Below are 17551 nucleotides of genomic sequence, written 5' to 3'. Positions count from 1 at the left end.
TCAGTAGCACCATTGTTCCCTCCAATATTCTTCTGATTAATTTGAAAAATTATATTCGGTTCCGATTCTAATACACAAATAACAATCAAATGCAAAAAGAGTGGCCATCCTGACCACTCTTTTGTATATGTATTCTTTTTGAGATTAATTGTTGTTTAGATTCTTCTTTAAAAACTCTTCCAGTTCCTTTTCGTGAAGATTTTTAGCAATGATGGTTCCTTCTCCGTTTATGATTACATTAAAAGGAAGCTCATCTATTTCATAGGCTTTCGCAACAGGGCTTTTCCAGAATTTTAAATCACTGATCTGTATCCAGTTGATATTAAATCGTTCAATTGCTTTCTGCCAGCTCTCTTTATTTTTATCCAAAGAAACCCCCAGGATTTCAAATGTATTGGCTTTCACCTGATCCGAATAGGTCTCATATAATTTTTTCAGCTCAGGCTGCTCTCCTACACACGGGGCACACCAGGTAGCCCAAAAATCAATAAGAACCAGCTTCCCTTTTAAACTTGAAAGTGAAAATGAAGAGCCGTCCGGTTTAGCCATGGTTATTTCAGGAGCCTTCTTCCCTACTTCAATTTTGTTTTGAGCGAATACAAATCCAGAAAACAGGATTAAAAACACTATGGTAAAACTCATTTTCATATTAATCATTTGTTGGATAATCCTTATCCAGCCAATCGGTTTTTATATTTTTAGGAAGATTTAAAAGCTTGCCATTTTTAAAGCCCATTTCCATCAATAAGTTAAATGCAGGACGGATATTCGGACATTTTACAAAAGGACAGCATCCACAATAGATTACAATTTCCTTATTTTTAGGAATATCTTTAAGATAATTTCTCAGTTTTTCCAGATTCTCAGGTTCATGGGTTGGACCTATGTCTACAGAACCTTTGATAATGGCCTCAGGACCTACTGAAATAATCAATACATCTTTGGTTTTGTGCTTTACAATTCTTGAGGCTAATAATGCCGGATCCATCAGCTGGCTGTCTTTCCAAGGATCCTGTGTTTGTTGTGCCTGACTGAAAATGGAGCAGACAAAACACACCATGATAAACAAATACTTCATACTTCTATTTTTCACAAATATAAATGATTTATTGAATTGTAAAGGGCTATACGCGTGTATTCTTCAGCTTTTATTAAGTGTTTTTATTCTTTTTAGGAGTAATATGGATCACATTAGCCGCTCCCGGCTCTATCATCAGTTGGGTTCCTAATCCTCTCTCCTGCTCCCGTCCCTGAATGGCTGAGCCTGTTGCCAATGTAAGTTTTCCCTGAAAAACAGGATGTGGCGGGATCACAAATATTTCAATTTCCTCTTCTTCAAGCTGAATAATAATGGAAGCAGCATCAATGTTATGGCGGGTTCCATCTTTAGCAACTGCAAATACCGGATAAGGTTTAGATTCTTTCATTATAATGATTTTTAACAAAGATAAAATTTCAAATGAATTCTCTTTTTGTATTTTAGTGGTGAAAAATGAATCACAGTCAATAATTGACAACAACTTCACTAATTTTAAAGTACTCTTTCATTCTATGGAAATCAATCTTCCTGACCATTGGTCAGATTTTATAAAAATTTTTACTAAAAAACATAAAGAAGACATTGTTTATGATGTGGTACGTGTATTCCGGACGAAAGAAGAAATAAGGGAACGTTATGATACTCACGAATTTGAAGAATTTCTTCCTGAATATATTCCTGTTGCAGATGATTCTGCTGGTCAGGTTGCGGTTATTTCAAAAAATAATAAGGATACAAAAGTCTATCTGAGCTCATATGGTGTGCTGCAGAAAGAGCTTTTAGAAGTTTTAGATCGTGATTTAATGCACTGGATGCAAAGGAAATTTCCTTTTGATAAAGTACAACATGTACTATCTGATGCTGACATTGAGAAAAGAGAAAAAGAAAACAGTTTGTTAGTGCAAAAAGTTTCTTTATTTCCTGTTATTACGGAGTTTTTGAAAGATCCGGTTTGTATTGAAGGCCTTGCATTACCTGAGAATTATGCCTCTGTAGAGCATATTTATTATTTTCAGGATGGATATCAATATAATTCGGTAGAGAATAAAGTTCTGGCAAGAGATGTTCCGGGAGAATTCAAACCAAGTTGGATTGTTTTGGCTTCCAATTATTTTGCTGATCCTTTTTTTATAGATCTGAATGAAGCTAAAGATGGGTTTCCCGTGTATTTTGCCTGGCACGGACAGGGAAATTGGAAACCTGTAAAAGTAGCTGAAAATTTGACTGAATTTCAGAACGTATTGCTTCAGATTCAAAGTGTAAGATTTGATAAAGCAGGATTAATAGATTATTTTGATGAAAATATAGATCTGGAAAATCCTTTATGGGAAGAAGTATATGCCAGTATTGAAGAGGAAGAAGAATGTGTTTCTAACTCAATAGAAGCTTATGAAGCAATGGGCTCAGAAGTAAACTTATACATTACTGATATTGGTCCCAATAAAATGAAGGTTATTGCATTACTTAAAAGAGAATTCGGACTTTCAGGATCAGAAGCTCTTGAACTCAGTAAAAAATCTAAAATATTGTTCAGGACAGGTTATACTCAATGGTTGGAATATGATCGTAAGCAACTGGAAGACCTTGGAGCAAAGGTCGGATTTGAGGCTTTAAGTTAAAAATCACTCAGAATGTTTTTGATCTTATGACTATCATCGTAATTTATTGCGATTTTTGAAAGTGTTTTATTCATTGAAGAATAAATAATTTATACATTTATATAAAGTATTGTGAATTAAAAAAACACCTTTATCATGGAAGAAACATTCCAACCCGATGCCATTATCATAGGAACCGGATTGGCAGGGCTTACTGCTGCCATGGAAATTACCAATGCCGGGAAAAAAGTACTGCTGCTGGATCAGGAAACCGAACAGAATATTGGTGGACAGGCTTTCTGGTCATTTGGCGGACTTTTCCTGATTAATTCTCCCCAACAACGAAGAGTAGGAATTAAGGATTCTTATGAATTGGCTTTACAGGACTGGAAAGGGACAGCCGGATTTGATCGTGATGAAGATTACTGGCCTCGTAAATGGGCAGAAGCTTATCTGAAATTTGCAGCAGGTGAAAAGTATGAATACATTTCCAAACTGGGAATCAAGCTGATGTTTATGGTTGGCTGGGCAGAACGAGGTGACGGATCAGCAAATGGGCACGGAAATTCTGTACCCCGTTTTCATGTAAGTTGGGGAACCGGAACAGGAGTAATAAAACCTTTTGTTGAAAAAGCCTATCAAGCAAAAGAAAAGGGTCTGTTACAGATGAAATTTCGGCACAGAGTCACAGAACTGGTTGTAGAAAACGGAAAAATAACTGGTTTGAAAGGGGATGTTCTTGAAAACGATTCTCAGGAAAGAGGTGTCGCTACCAATAGAAATATTATCTCACAATTTGAATATTCCGCAGCTCATATTATCATTGCCTCAGGCGGTATAGGAGCCAATCATGAATTGGTAAGGAAAAACTGGCCCGAAAGACTGGGAACGCCTCCGGAAAATATGGTTTGCGGAGTGCCTGCTTACGTAGATGGTAAAATGATTGGTATTGCTGAAAATGCAGGTGCCAACATCATCAATCGCGACAGAATGTGGCATTATACAGAAGGTTTACAAAACTGGAACCCTATCTGGCCTAATCATGGAATCAGAATATTGCCTGGACCTTCTTCATTATGGTTTGATGCCAAAGGAAAACGCCTACCCGCTCCTTTTCTTCCTGGATTTGATACACTTGGAACACTGAAATACATTCAGGATACGGGATATTCTTATTCCTGGTTTATTCTAACACAAAAGATTATCAAAAAAGAATTTGCCCTCTCAGGCTCAGAGCAGAATCCTGATATCACCAATAAAGACTATGCCCTTTTTCTCAAACGGATTTTTGGTAAAAAAGCACCTGGTCCTGTAGAAGCTTTCAAAGAACATGGCAAAGACTTCATTGTATCTGATAACCTGAAAGATCTGATAGAAAAAATGAATCTGCTCGCAGGCAATAATCTTTTGAATTACGACAAAATAAAATCTCAGATCGAAGCTAGAGACAGAGAACTGGATAATAAATTTTCAAAAGACACCCAGGTGAACTACATCAGAAGTACCAGAAGTTATTTAGGGGACAAACTGGGAAGAGTGGCTGCTCCCCATAAGATTCTTTCTCCTGAAAACGGACCTTTAATAGCGGTACGGCTTAATATTTTAACCCGAAAAACACTTGGCGGAATAAAAACCAATCTGAACGGACAGGTTTTAAAAGAAGATGATACCACAATTGAGGGACTTTATGCAGCAGGTGAAGCTGCAGGCTTTGGCGGTGGCGGGATGCATGGCTACAGAGCATTAGAAGGAACATTTCTCGGTGGTTGTATTTTCTCAGGAATGAAAGCCGGAAAGTATATTGCAGGATTAAAAAAGGATAATTAAAATGAATAACACTTCGAATGAGTAATTATTATAATGATAAAGTAGTCTGGATTACAGGAGCATCATCAGGAATTGGAGAAGCTTTAGTAAAAGAATTGGCTCAAAAGAGCAATGCAAAAATTATTCTTTCCTCCAGAAACGAAGAACAGCTCTATGAAGTGGCAGAAAGTGCTGGTCTTACGGTTAACCGATATGCTGTGATTCCTTTAGATCTGAAAAACTATAAAGAAATGCCCGAAATAGCAGCCAAAGCAGCGAAAGTCTTTGGAAAAATAGATATTCTGATTAATAATGCAGGATTATCCCAACGTTCTCTGGCTATGGAAACTGATATAGAAGTAGACAAACGCTTAATGGATATTGATTTTATCGGGACAGTGGCTCTAACGAAGGCTGTTGTCCCTTATATGATCCGAAATAAAGGCGGTCAGATTGCCGTTGTTTCAAGCCTTATGGGAATATTTGGGGCCCCAATGCGTAGTGGTTATGCGGCTGCAAAGCATGCTCTTCACGGTTTCTTTGATGCACTGCGGGCAGAACTATATGCTCAAAACATTTCTATAACCATTATCTGTCCGGGATTTATACAAACTAATATTTCCGTTCATGCAGTAACCGGAGACGGTTCATCGCAGGGAACGATGGATGATGCTACCCATAACGGAATGCCTGCAGATGTTTTCGCTAAAAAAATGCTTAGAGCTATTGAACAAAAGAAAAATCAAAGAGCCATTGGTGGCAAAGAAGTATTGGGAGTTTATCTGAAAAGGTTCTTCCCTGCCCTGCTGGCAAAAATAATCCGAAAAGCAAAAGTAGTCTAGAAGAAATGATAACTCCATACAGTACAATAAAACCACACTTCTTGTGTGGTTTTATTAGGATATTTTATTTTTTTATCAATTATTCTATAATGAATTTTTTGGTTGTTTTTAGTGTACCACCAAGTACATTCAAGAAATAAATTCCTTTTTCAAGACGGCTTGTATTGATCTTGGTATTTAGTCCTTCTAATTTTTGTTGATGAACTGTCTTTCCAAGCATATCCGTAATGGTTGCTTCCATAGAAGGTGTAAAGTAATCAAGTTTTAAAGTAATGTTATCTTTTGCTGGATTTGGAAAAATAGTAGCTGTAACGCTAGGATCTTTCGCAACTTCGCTAGTAGCCAGGTTCTCTGGTGCAAGCTTTACAACCCAAGCATCATAATCTCCATGATTTCCTGTCACATCACCATTGTTGGACTTAGAACTTCCCGCAATCACATATCCTCCATCTGCAGTTTGAATAACAGTGGAAGCCTCATCACTTTCTGATCCCCCTATGCACTTTTGCCATTGAATATTTCCTATTGCGCTTAGCTTTACAGCCCAATAATCAAAAGAAAGAGGCGGTTCTCCAGGGCCAGGATTTGTAGGAGCGTGATATCCTGTTCATTTGTACTATCTGAATAATATAAGATATAATTAAACTCTTTTTTATAATTTTTCATAGTTTTAATATTATATTTGAGCTCCAATTGTATGATTTTATCGTATATAGAGCCAATGATACTTTTCAAACTGAGTTCTATTATTGGGGCTTGAGCCTGACTTAAGTGCAAAGTCTGAAGATGTCACCTCAATATATTCTTTATGAGTAAAAATATCAATCTCTGTAGACCTATGAATAGTATTATTTATATTACATCTTATAATCTGCCAAAGCAATCCTACAATAGTATCGTGCAGCGGATTCGACTTAATATTTTAGTATCATTTAATGTAAAATATTATTTTTAGTCCATTAATGCCAAATTATGATACTACCATAAAATATTTTAGTTTGTAAATCACAATTGTTAATTACGGTCATATCAAATAAAAAAATCATTTTGATTAAAGTGAAAGTAATTTAAATTAAGATTTGAAATTTATGTAGAAAATACTATTGTCATTAAAAAAATTATCCAGCTCCTCAAAAGAACTAAAATTATGTACTTCATCTTTTGAATATGAAGATTCATCATATTGCAAGCCTTTTGGACATTCTTCCCAAGTTAAAATAATCTCATCATTATATAACCATACCTTTACTATGCCTGTATTTTCATTTTGTTCATTCTCATCGTAAATATAGTGGCATGCCTGGCCAGATTGAATTTTGGATATAAATTTTTCTTTATTCATTTTTAAGTAAATTATATTTTTAGGTGTTTTTATATTCTAATGCACCTGAGTTCTATCATTACTCTTTGGAGTTAAAGATTCCTGTCCTTTTATTGGAAAATCTCCCTCCATTTACCTCCGGTTTCCTGCCAAATTTAGTAAATTACCTGGGGTTAAATCCTTTTCTAATTGTGAATTCGCAATTAATTGTTTTGCTTTTTTGTTTGCTAAAATATATTTCTGAATCTTTTCCTCAATATCTTTAGAATCTTTTAACTTTTTGAGATGATTGAAAATAAAAACCGCACGATATATCGTGCGGCAGTGATACTATCTACACACACTTATTTATATAGTCATCATAAGCTTGTAAATAACTTAAAATAGATTTTGCAACAGTTTCATATGTGCCATCTTGCAATATGGGTATATACTGATCATATCCTAAATCTTCATACCATATATTTTCATCTTCTTCTCGAGTTGATACTTTATCAATCACTTCTGTTTTACCTATTACTGCTGTTCCAGCTCTAAAAAAAAGAGCCCAATTCGTTAATCCCGCTGGTCTGCATTCTTCCAGTATTCTTGGAATATTACTATTAATTACACTCAACAAAAAAACTTTTTCATTAATATTTTCTTTTACAGAGCCATTTCCATCTTCCGGAATTGTAAAACCCATTGGCAATAAATAATATCCATCAAAATTAGGATCTACTTTATTTATAGTTTCTATTGGATGTCCCAAAACATTATTTAATCCTTGAATAAATTCATCCAAATTATCTACCCCTACTGGTTCAACATTTTCTATTTTTAATATTTTTACGGATATCATATTTCTTTATTTTACAAATTTAACTTTTACTTCAATATTATAATTTATATATTACCGAGCGCTGTTGGGGTGGTCATTTCTGTTGTAGGTTCTATTTTAGATGCAGTGGCTGTAGCAAAAATATCAGCTAAGTTGGTACAGTCAGGAAACTATAAAAAATTAACTACAAATATTATGAATATAGAAAAAATGCAGCAATTACTTGAAAATGAATCAGACGGAAACAAATTATATGATTTGCTAATAGATTGCGGAAAAAAATATCCTTGGACACCTCAGGAAAAAAATCAGTTAAAAAATATCATTGTAAAAATATGTGACAATCCTAGCGAACAAGCACGCAGTGCATCCATCAGAGTTTTATGCTTTTATTGGGGAATGGAAGAATTTAGAGATAAAGCATGGGAAATGTTTTCTTACGATAAAGATGACGACGTAAGATCAGATGCCCTGATAAGTTGGGCAAACACATATCGTAAACAGAATAATGCATCAGTTATGAAAACACTTTATTCAATTCTCGAAAATAAAAACACTGAAATTAGTATTAGGGAAACAGCTTACCGATGTATATTTTATGTATCTCCTTTACTCCCTGACAGCAGACCAAACCAAATTTTAGATTGGGATCATTTTGATGAAAATGTAGATTGGAAGTTAATAGAAAAAATGATTTCAGAAGCACAATAATTTTAAATTGAAGCTTAAAGAACATATCCTTTAGTAAATTAATATATTAAATCTACACTCAAAAAAATATGATTTTCGCAACAGATTACTTTAACTATATCGCCTGAGTTTAATTTAAAGTTACTTTTAAATATAGAAGATTTAAACAATTCTATTTTTAATGAAGTGTTTACCATTCTCAAACCACATCAGCAAGAAGAGTATAATATTTTCAAACAGTCTGAAGAAGCTAAAAAATATAGAAAAGAAAGGAATGCTAAACTACCTTATGTAGATTTTAACAATTTACCAGAAATCTTTGACGATGTTTTATTGCAAAAAGTCATTCTGTATCAAAAAGAGGGAGAAATAGGAGGAGCGATATATGACTCGTTATCAGAAGATCACAAAGGACAAATTGCCCGTTTCAACTCAAAAATATTTGAAGAAGAAAAAGCCAAAAGGCGAGCTTTAATGTCTGACGAGGAAAAAAGAAAAGAAAAAGAATGGTGGGATAAGTATGAAGCAGACCCAACCCCACGTTTTATGGGTAATATGGGCGAGCCTGCCAATGCAGATGAATATGTATTAAGATACGGAAGAAACCCCTTTACCGGAAAGCCTGAAACCGTTGAAAGTTTTTATGAAAAGTATATTATTACTGAAACAGGAGAAATTGTTCCGAAAGAAAAGGATGAATAGTACTTTATAAATAAGTTCTGACGAGGCTGTCTTTACAATGAGATAACCTCATTTTGTAAGTAAAAAAATCAAAATGAATAAAAAGAAACTATTAGAAAAAAAGATTATCAGCAATTAAATGACTAAAATTATATCCACCCTTGCAGTTATATTATCCATCAACATCACTGCGCAAGAAATCGTTATTAAAGACAGCAACCTCAAAACGGCTTTATTACAACAATTCGATCAAAACCACAACGAAAAACTTGAGTTTTCGGAAATTAATACTGTAACAAAACTGAAACTGGATGAAAAGAATATTTCCGATTTAAGTGGTCTTGAGCACTTTCAGAATGTGACAGAACTTAATCTGCGAAAGAATAATATTTCAGATTTCACTCTTATAAACAAACTTACCAAACTTGAAAATCTTTATATAGGCGACAACAATAAAATTGGAACACTGGACTTAAAAGAATTGGTAAATTTGAAAAGTATTTATGCTTTCAGATTAGGATTAACCAAAATACAGTTAAACTCACAAAATATAAAACATATCTATTTGCAGGATAATCTATTTACCGACTTCGATACTAGGAAATTTCCAGCACTTCACACCCTTAATCTTGACGGGTGTAAACCACTTGTCAACCTAAATCTATCAAAAAATAAAGAGCTCGTACAATTGTATCTACTGGGAACATCAATAAAGGAACTGGATATTTCGAATAACAAAACCCTGAAAACATTCTACATAGAAGATTCCGTAAAACTTATTAAAGCGACTGATCAGGAAGCAACGAAGCGTGCACCTATTATTACCGTTAAATAAACGCAGTTACAGGCAAACCCAGCATATAGAAATCCTTTATTCATCCGGGGCTTAACCCGTTTTTACATTTTTCTAAGCATTCAGTACTTTAATCATAAAATAAGTACAGTAGTTAATCACTAAAAATAAACATTATGATTCAGTCAGTAACATTCAAAAATCTTAATTGGGACGTAGCAGCAGAACTGTACAATCAGCCAGAACCTGTAAAAATAGCATTAGATAAATTGATTCCTTTCTATAAGGAAAACCTATAGTCGATAGAAAAAAGAGAATACCGTTCAATGGAGCGGTGCTCTCTTTATATCAATAAAATCATTCTGAATAATTACATTTAAAAATTCTTAACCAATCCTATTCCTATTGTTTTATTCTGATAAAAAGGCATTACCATTGTGGAGCTGGTTACATTTTTAGTTTTGTTCTTTCCACGCAGCATAGTATCTATTTTTGGGAAGAGCCAATAGGCCAGTTCTGTGGAAAGAATACCGAAACCTGCACCTGCAACTACATCTCCCAGCCAATGCTTGTCATTCAGCATTCGGTATACTCCTGTAAAAATAGCGAATGGATATCCTGAAAGACTGAGCCAGAAATTAGTATCCTTATATTCCCTGAACATAAACTGTGCGGAGGAAAATGCAGTAGTGGAATGTCCGGATGGAAATGAAAGTGTATTCGACTGATCAGGCCTTTCCTCTTTGACAAGGTATTTTAAAGGCATTGTGAAGGCTGCCGAAATCAGTTGTGAAGAGGCATAGATAATAGTACGGTCTCTCAGATTGTGTTTTCCTTTTATTCCAATGGCATTCAATCCATATACCATCAATGCAGGAGCATATTGGGTATAGTTATCCAGATTCATCTGTGTTGGCTGGTGCTCATTGATCTCTGTTCGGGTAGAAAAATTCAGTTGTTTGAGTTTGCTTGAAGAGAGACCTACTACTCCATAGGAAATGAATGCTGCAGGAATAATAAGGCTTTTATAATTAAGCTTGGTTGGCTGGATATTGGAAATACTGTCTGATACAGATTCCCGAACAGCAACCGTATCAACACTATTCTGAGCATTCATCTTCTGAAAGAATGAGATGAAGATCAACAAATAGAGTAATGGTTTTGGAAAGTATCTTTTCATAATGATGCTGATATGTATAGTATTCCAGTTGTTAATTAAAATTTATAGCTGTATCCGAGTCTTACCACCTGAGTTTCGTAATAATCGTTGCTTGTATAAGAGAATCCCATTCCCTGAATATTTTTCTTAATGACCATGGTGTTAAGCAGATCAGAGGCATTTAAAAACAGTTCGCCTTTCCCTTTCTGAATGGCTTTTTTCAATCCTATATCCATTGAGAATCTGGATTGTATTCTTCCCTGAGGAATAATATCCGGAGCCAGATAGACAGCCGTAAGCTGTGCACTCAATCCTTTGGCGAAATGAAATATATTATTCCATTTTATATTTCCTGAAACAACAGTTTGCTGATCTGCAGAAAATACATTGGGTGTAGGGTAAAGATTTTGTACAGAAAATGCATCAATTTGATTTCGATATAGGTTTCCATTCACATTAAAGGAATATACATCCGAAATTTTTTGGTTCCATATTGCTTCCAATCCTGTATTATAACTTCTTCCTGCATTCTGAAATATGGCATAAATAAGAGTACTTCCTGGAACAATACTGGAAATTCTTGTAATGGTTCCATTGGCAAAACGATGATATAATGCAGAGTACAGATAGCCGTTGTCCCAGTTATACTTGTATCCAAGCTCAATAGAGTTGGTAAATTGAGGCCTTAATGCAGGGTTTCCTACCTTGATAATTTCTGCATCATCATATTTAGGGAAGATTCTGATATCTACCTCATTAGGGCGGTCTACCCTTCTGTTATAAAAAATAGAAAACTTATTACGGTCATTAAGCTTATAAGCCAGCCTGAAATTAGGAAATGGCTGTGTATAATTATAACCGTCACTTTTATAAGTAGGATGATTGGGATTTACATCGTATTCAATTCTTACATACTCTAATCTTAATCCCAATTCTGCTTCCCATTTTTCATTTTCAAGAACATAGTTTCCGTATACAGCCGGAATGAATTCCTTATAATCTGCCTTTCCTCCTGCAGAAACATCCAATACTGAATTTGCTCCCGGAATAAAATTCATATTGGTAGGAATGCTTCTGCTCCTAAGCTTGATCCCTGTTTCCAATCTTCCGTATCTAAGTGGTTTTATATAATCGATATTGAAATCGTAGACCTGTTCATCAGATAATAACTTAAAAGCATCCGTTCCTGTAGAAGAAGGCAGGTAATTATCATAGAAGTATTTTTCATCCTCTCTATGGAATGTGTAGTTGAATCCTACATTTAACAAGTGTCCTGCTTCCTTGAACTTATGCTGATAGGAAGCGGTTCCCATTACTGTAGTTTTCAATTCATCCTCAAGAAACTGCCATAAACGCAGGCGTTGAGATAAGTCTCCATTAAAGAAAGGCTGGTCGCCACGGTCAATAATTTTCTCACTTCCAAACATTCCTGAGATGGTTAAAGTATTCTGGGCATCAATATTCCAATCCATTCCTGCTTTTGTGGTGAAGAAATTGGTATTTCTGTTTCTTTTAAGCTGTGAATTGATAATAGTTCCATCATCATAAGTTCGCGTTACAAATTCATTTTTATTAAGTGTCTCAGTATATAAATTATCCGCCTGTAAAAACAGATTGACTTTATTCTTTCTATAGTTAACAGATAGTGACGGATTTATTTTTGGAGTGAGTGTATACTGTGGACGAATGGTTGGAAGATTTTCCTTTCTCACCCAAAGAGACCCCAATCCTGTTGTGAATCCTACCTTACCATTCCAGCCGTTCTGCTTATTCTTTTTCATGATGATATTGATGATTCCAGCATTTCCATTGGCATCATACTTCGACGAAGGATTGTTGATGATCTCAATTTTATCAATGGCTGAAGAGGGAATATTGTCCAACCCTGTCTGACTTCCAAATCCTGTAAGTGCCGTTTGTTTTCCATCAATCAGAACCGTTACTTTGTCATTTCCTCTGAGCTGTACCTTACCATCCTGTACGGTTATCCCCGGAAGATTCTGCATACTCTGTAATACCGATCCTCCACTTTGGCTGATGTTATCTGCTACGGAATAGATTTTTTTATCAAGCTGGTTATTGATTTCATTCTTTTTAGTTCCGGAGAGAATTACTTCTTCAATCTTGGTTTCCTGTTCTTTTTTTCTTTCCAGTTCAATAAGAGGAATTTCCAAAAACTCGGAAAGACTTCCTATAAATACCGGAAGAATCTGTCTATTGTACCCCGTAATAGAAGTCTCCATAAGATAATGATCCGGTTTAATTCCTGTGATAGAAAATCGCCCTTCCTCATTGGTAATAGTTCCGGCAACAAATGCACTGTCTTTTTCCTTTTTTAAAACGATACTAGCATAAGGTAATGCTGCTTTATCGTTATTGGTTGCCTTTCCGGAAACAGTAACCGAAGCAATTTGTGCGGTAATCATGGAAGAAATAGCAAACGTCGGAAAAAGTAAAAGTCTCGTTTTATTCATGATATAATTTTTACTATCTTTTAAAATATTTTTAAACTAAAAATGGTCAGGACAATTCCTTATTATGCTTTTTCTGTGAAATAATGACCATCAGAACCATCAAGACCAGAGATACGAGAGACGCATTGATGGTCCCCAAATCAAGACCACCCTTTGCAAGAGGTTTGGTTAAGAGATCTCCGAATGTAGCTCCAAATGGTCTCGTAAATACAAATGCAATCCAGAACAAGACAACATGATTGATTTTTGTGAAGTAATGAAGCATAACCACCACAAGAATAATAAGTCCGGTAATACAAGCTCCGGTCATATATCCTAATCCCAGATTATCGCTCAGAAAATCCCCGAATGCAGTCCCTAAGCTGTTGGAAAATAAAATAGCAGTCCAATAATAAAATTCTTTATTTCGCTCCATGATGGGATAGACTTCAAGGTTACCATATTTTTTGTACCATAGAAACAGAGATGTCAAAAGTCCAAAAAGAAGAATCAGACTCCCTATTAAATACCCTGCTTTCAATGTTCTGTCTATAAAATCAGAGATCTCCGTACCAAGGGTTGTGGTCCCGATAATGACCATCCAATAGACAGCCGGAATATATTTTTTAACGCCAAGCTGTATGGATAATATAAGAATGAAAAAGAATAAGGTAATGAGAATCCCTTTGGTATACCCCAAATTGAGGGTCATGGAAATAAAATCTCCTAAGGTTTCTCCTAATGTGGTGGCTACAATTTTCATGAGCCAGAAAAGGATAGTGACTGCTGCTACTTTGTTTGCCGTTCTCATTTTGTTTATTTTTTATTGAGTTAAAATCTTTGAAGGGAAATACAATATTTTGTTGTTGGAAAACGCTAAGGCACAATTTTTTTCAATGTATAGATTGTTTTAAAGGCGCAAGAAAATCAAAGATTTTCAACAGTGATACACTTTTTTACTCCTTATTCTCTTTTGCTACGAATGCACAAATGATTTTATTAGTGAATTTGTGGCGATTAAACCTGCATAATCAAAATGACTTTAAGTCTTTGCGTTTTCCAGCCTTATTTAAAATTATCAAGCTTTAAATTTGGTAAGCACATTGTCTTTATAGCAATAAAACTCATGGGATATCTTCTTTCCCAACACATACACTTTTTCAATCTGAACTTCATCATAATGTTCCATAAGTGTATGATACTTGTCCTTCAGGTGCCCGGATAGTTCTTCGGGATGTACACTTTTTTCAATCTCTATTCCCTCTTTAGCTTTGTATTCTAATGCTACACGAGTATCTCTCCAGGTCATAGTATAGACCTTTTTATGTGCCGTAGATGAAGAATTGATAACAACCTGGTCTTGTTGTATGATCTTTCCTGACGTACTTGTCATTAATGTAATCCCGGAAATAACCATAGCGCTATACCCTATCTTTTTAAACAGGTTTTCACTCAGATGCGGAAGAATATATTTCACAGTGTAAGAAGAGACAATAGCCGCGACTGCAATGGCAATTCCCAACCAAAGAGCAGTGTTGGAATATAATCCTAACGAGATATAAATGATAAGCTTAATAAGATGAAGAAATACCTCGTTGGCAGCACGGGTTGCTACAATTTCTTCTTTTTTAAGTCCGAATTTCAGATAAAAACGGTTAAAAAGCAACCCTACAGCACCTGTAATTCCTGAAATAAACCCTGCAGAAAAGCCAATAAGCGCCAATGCTGATTTTGGATATTCCTTTTCAGTTTCTTCAGCCTTATTTTTGGAAGTAAAAAGCTGTGGAAGATTGGCAATCAGAAAGAAAGCAATCATCAATTGCAGATAATTCGGGTTTACATATTTAATTAGATAAGCACCCAGCAAAACAGCAGGAATCGAAAACGGAACAAACCATAAGAAGATTTTCCAGTTGATGTGTTGCTTAAATACTGCTATACGGGAGGCTGAACTTGTAAAGGTTCCGATCGTTAAAGAAAATGGAACCAGTGAAGTAGGAAGCAAAAGATTCAGGATCGGAATCAAAATAAGACTTGCACCACCGCCACAAATAGCGCTGATCCAGAATGCAAGGATGGTTCCTGCGAATAAAAGGGCAATTTTTAAAATCATTTCTAAATAAAATTTACACTTCAGTACCTAATATTTTCAGTACAAAGTTGCCATCCGATTTAGAATTAATTTTGAATTTTTGGATTCAAGATGTTAAGAAAACTATAATCTTATAGAAAAAATATGATGTCCATTTTCAAATTGGTAGCTGATTGTCCAATGATGAAATTTACAGATTTCCTGTATGATAGACAGTCCTAGCCCGCTTCCATTACTGTCTGCAGATAATTTTGAAAATCTTTTAAATAATAATTCTCCATCCAGTTGCTGAGTTCCTGAATTGGAAACTTGAAAAACAGAACCGGTTAACTGGATTGAAATGGTACCATTAGGAGCTGTGTGGCGAATTGCATTGAGGATAAGGTTATTAATCATAATCTCTGTCAGACTACTGTTGCCATTTACCTTAATATCAGGCATGATATTTTTCTCAACTTCAATATTTTTTTGTTCAAAATGCTCCTCCAGAATATCAATACTTTGATTAAGCATCTGATCAAACGAAATGGTTTCAGAATTATCAAACTGATGATTATCTATTTTAGCAAGCAGTAAGAGATTTTTATTGATCCTTGAACTTCTCGTAAGAGCTTTATTCATATCTTCAACGATTCGGTACTGCTTTTCAGTAAGATCCCGATCCTGTAACAAAAGATCAAGTTTGTTTTTGATGATGGCTAATGGAGTCTGTAATTCATGAGAAGCATTCTCCGTAAACTCCTTTTGGGTTTTATAAACGGATATATTACGATCTATCAGTTTGCTGAGTGACTGATTGAGCTCTTCAAACTCGGCAGTATCGGATGGAGGAAAATCAATTCTGTTTTGGCTGTTCAGATTAAACGTTTTCAATTGATCTAAGGTATCCCGGAAGGGCTTCCAGATTGATTTAGAAAGTCTTCTGTTTAAATATAAAAGCCCAATAACAATCATGATGAAGAAAAATGTTGTAATCATCGCAATAAAGGCGATGGTTTCATGAGATTCTTCAATATTGGTTTGTATCGTAAAAAGATAAGGCTTCCCCTGAATATAAATTACTTTTTCAAGGGATCTGTAACGTTCTTTTTTTTGTTCAGAGATAAACGGAAGATGTTTTTCTGTAGTGTACATCTTATCTCCTTTTATACGATCTGCTGAAATTTTTTCAATACTGGTTTCAGGCTGGATATGATTCCAGAGCTCAAGACTTTTTTCAAGCTCCGAATCAGGAAGCTTTAGTTGATTGAATTCATAAGCCGTTTTCTCTACAACAATTTGATTATGCTCATCCAATTCGTTTTGCCAGATGGTATCCACTACAAGATAATATACAGGAATACTTACTGCAAGGACAATAAGTACGTAGATGATAAAAGGCTTGGTGGTTTTACTTAAAAGAGGCTTCAAATTAATTGGTGTTTTTTATATTTTACAATTTAATATTTATTTGGCTACAACCCGTATCTCGTATCTCGCACCGCCAGCTAAGCTTCCCACTTATACCCCGTTCCATACACGGTTTTAAGATAATGCTCACAACCAGCATCATACAGCTTCTTTTTAAGGTTTTTAACATGAGCATACACAAAATCATGATTATCAAGCATATCTGCGAAATCTCCGGAAAGATGTTCTGCCAGTGTACTTTTAGAAATTACCTTGTTTTTGTTTCCTATAAAGTAAATCAGAAGATCAAATTCCTTCTTGGTAAGAGAAATTGATTCGTTATTTACGGCAACGGTTTTCGCCAGAAGATCAATCTGAAGCTCATTTTGTTTTACCACATTGGAACTGCTGAATTGCTTTCTTCGGATAATAGAATACACCCTCGCCATGAGTTCAGAAAGGTGAAAAGGTTTGGTAAGATAGTCATCTGCTCCCAACTTCAGGCCTTCAATCTTGTCATCCAGGGCATTTTTAGCAGAAATGATAATAACACCATCCTGTTTGTTCTGTTTTTTTAGTTCCTCCAGAATCTTAAGACCATTTCCGTCAGGAAGCATAATGTCCAATAAAATGCAGTCATATTCGAACGTCTCTATTTTATTCATGGCTTCACTGAAAGTGGCAGCGTTCTCACACAGGTAATTTTCCTCAGATAAATATTCGGAAATACTTTTGGCAAGTTCTGCTTCGTCTTCAACAATTAGAATTTTCATGCAATAAATCTATTATTAAATTTTGAAGAAATTTTGAATATTTAGGAAATAATGTAAGAACGGAATTAAAAATTGAGGAGATAAGGTATTTTGAA

19 protein-coding genes are annotated in these 17551 nt (G+C 35.0%); 7 read left to right on the top strand and 12 right to left on the bottom strand.

The genetic code is table 11. The annotated features are described in order from the left end of the window. Positions 1–144: 144 nt before the first annotated feature. The 3 genes from CHSO_RS13550 to CHSO_RS13540 form a co-directional block, all read right to left on the bottom strand. Positions 145–648: a TlpA family protein disulfide reductase gene (locus CHSO_RS13550; RefSeq protein ID WP_232509068.1), complete on the bottom strand. Its 504-nt coding sequence runs from the start codon at positions 646–648 to the stop codon at positions 145–147. Between the two features lies 1 nt (position 649). Next, on the bottom strand, positions 650–1078 hold the full coding sequence (locus tag CHSO_RS13545) for a hypothetical protein (protein WP_045496824.1): 429 nt from the start codon (positions 1076–1078) through the stop codon (positions 650–652). A gap of 73 nt (positions 1079–1151) precedes the next feature. Continuing rightward, positions 1152–1427 carry a hypothetical protein gene (locus CHSO_RS13540; protein WP_045496822.1) on the bottom strand — a complete coding sequence of 92 codons (276 nt, stop codon included), beginning with the start codon at positions 1425–1427 and terminating at the stop codon, positions 1152–1154. Positions 1428–1551: 124 nt separating this feature from the next. On the opposite strand from CHSO_RS13540, the gene CHSO_RS25060 reads away from it, so the two are divergent. The 3 genes from CHSO_RS25060 (at position 1552) to CHSO_RS13525 (ending at position 5285) form a co-directional block, all read left to right on the top strand. Further along, the gene (locus CHSO_RS25060; RefSeq protein ID WP_144428926.1) at positions 1552–2658 is read left to right on the top strand and encodes an SMI1/KNR4 family protein; all 1107 of its coding nucleotides are present in this window, start codon (positions 1552–1554) and stop codon (positions 2656–2658) included. A gap of 135 nt (positions 2659–2793) precedes the next feature. After that, the gene (locus CHSO_RS13530) at positions 2794–4464 is read left to right on the top strand and encodes an FAD-binding dehydrogenase (protein ID WP_045496820.1); all 1671 of its coding nucleotides are present in this window, start codon (positions 2794–2796) and stop codon (positions 4462–4464) included. A gap of 17 nt (positions 4465–4481) precedes the next feature. Then, the gene (locus CHSO_RS13525; protein ID WP_045496818.1) at positions 4482–5285 is read left to right on the top strand and encodes an SDR family oxidoreductase; all 804 of its coding nucleotides are present in this window, start codon (positions 4482–4484) and stop codon (positions 5283–5285) included. A gap of 79 nt (positions 5286–5364) precedes the next feature. Here CHSO_RS13525 and CHSO_RS13520 read toward each other — a convergent pair whose 3' ends face one another. From CHSO_RS13520 to CHSO_RS13510, 3 genes are all read right to left on the bottom strand, one after another. Then, positions 5365–5724 carry a T9SS type A sorting domain-containing protein gene (locus CHSO_RS13520; protein ID WP_045496816.1) on the bottom strand — a complete coding sequence of 120 codons (360 nt, stop codon included), beginning with the start codon at positions 5722–5724 and terminating at the stop codon, positions 5365–5367. Positions 5725–6357: 633 nt separating this feature from the next. Then, a complete protein-coding gene (locus tag CHSO_RS13515) occupies positions 6358–6627 on the bottom strand; it encodes a hypothetical protein (protein WP_045496813.1) in 270 nt (89 codons plus the stop codon). A 313-nt stretch (positions 6628–6940) separates the two neighbouring features. After that, on the bottom strand, positions 6941–7447 hold the full coding sequence (locus CHSO_RS13510; RefSeq protein WP_045496810.1) for a hypothetical protein: 507 nt from the start codon (positions 7445–7447) through the stop codon (positions 6941–6943). A 69-nt stretch (positions 7448–7516) separates the two neighbouring features. On the opposite strand from CHSO_RS13510, the gene CHSO_RS13505 reads away from it, so the two are divergent. The 4 genes from CHSO_RS13505 (at position 7517) to CHSO_RS26430 (ending at position 9889) form a co-directional block, all read left to right on the top strand. Beyond that, positions 7517–8137 carry a hypothetical protein gene (locus tag CHSO_RS13505; protein WP_045496807.1) on the top strand — a complete coding sequence of 207 codons (621 nt, stop codon included), beginning with the start codon at positions 7517–7519 and terminating at the stop codon, positions 8135–8137. A 165-nt stretch (positions 8138–8302) separates the two neighbouring features. After that, complete coding sequence (locus CHSO_RS13500; RefSeq protein ID WP_045496804.1) at positions 8303–8818, top strand: hypothetical protein; 516 nt, start codon at positions 8303–8305, stop codon at positions 8816–8818. A gap of 118 nt (positions 8819–8936) precedes the next feature. Then, positions 8937–9632, top strand: coding sequence for a leucine-rich repeat domain-containing protein (locus CHSO_RS13495; protein ID WP_045496801.1), 696 nt, complete (start codon positions 8937–8939; stop codon positions 9630–9632). Positions 9633–9766: 134 nt separating this feature from the next. Further along, complete coding sequence (locus CHSO_RS26430) at positions 9767–9889, top strand: hypothetical protein (protein ID WP_262483750.1); 123 nt, start codon at positions 9767–9769, stop codon at positions 9887–9889. 77 nt (positions 9890–9966) lie between these two features. On the opposite strand, the gene CHSO_RS13490 is transcribed toward CHSO_RS26430, so the two are convergent. The 6 genes from CHSO_RS13490 to CHSO_RS13465 form a co-directional block, all read right to left on the bottom strand. Next, a complete protein-coding gene (locus CHSO_RS13490; protein ID WP_045496798.1) occupies positions 9967–10770 on the bottom strand; it encodes a phosphatase PAP2 family protein in 804 nt (267 codons plus the stop codon). A 35-nt stretch (positions 10771–10805) separates the two neighbouring features. Beyond that, positions 10806–13223 carry a TonB-dependent receptor domain-containing protein gene (locus CHSO_RS13485; protein ID WP_045496795.1) on the bottom strand — a complete coding sequence of 806 codons (2418 nt, stop codon included), beginning with the start codon at positions 13221–13223 and terminating at the stop codon, positions 10806–10808. Between the two features lie 46 nt (positions 13224–13269). Continuing rightward, positions 13270–14013 carry a membrane protein gene (locus CHSO_RS13480; RefSeq protein WP_045496792.1) on the bottom strand — a complete coding sequence of 248 codons (744 nt, stop codon included), beginning with the start codon at positions 14011–14013 and terminating at the stop codon, positions 13270–13272. A 267-nt stretch (positions 14014–14280) separates the two neighbouring features. Beyond that, positions 14281–15315, bottom strand: a complete 1035-nt coding sequence (locus tag CHSO_RS13475) for a sulfite exporter TauE/SafE family protein (protein ID WP_045496789.1) — start codon at positions 15313–15315, stop codon at positions 14281–14283. 102 nt (positions 15316–15417) lie between these two features. Further along, positions 15418–16704, bottom strand: coding sequence for a sensor histidine kinase (locus tag CHSO_RS13470; protein WP_045496785.1), 1287 nt, complete (start codon positions 16702–16704; stop codon positions 15418–15420). Positions 16705–16781: 77 nt separating this feature from the next. Next, positions 16782–17456, bottom strand: a complete 675-nt coding sequence (locus CHSO_RS13465; protein WP_045496782.1) for a response regulator transcription factor — start codon at positions 17454–17456, stop codon at positions 16782–16784. Positions 17457–17551: the final 95 nt, after the last annotated feature.

This window comes from Chryseobacterium sp. StRB126 (assembly GCF_000829375.1).
Classification (GTDB): Bacteria; Bacteroidota; Bacteroidia; order Flavobacteriales; family Weeksellaceae; genus Chryseobacterium.
This window is presented reverse-complemented; position numbering and strand designations above follow the sequence as displayed.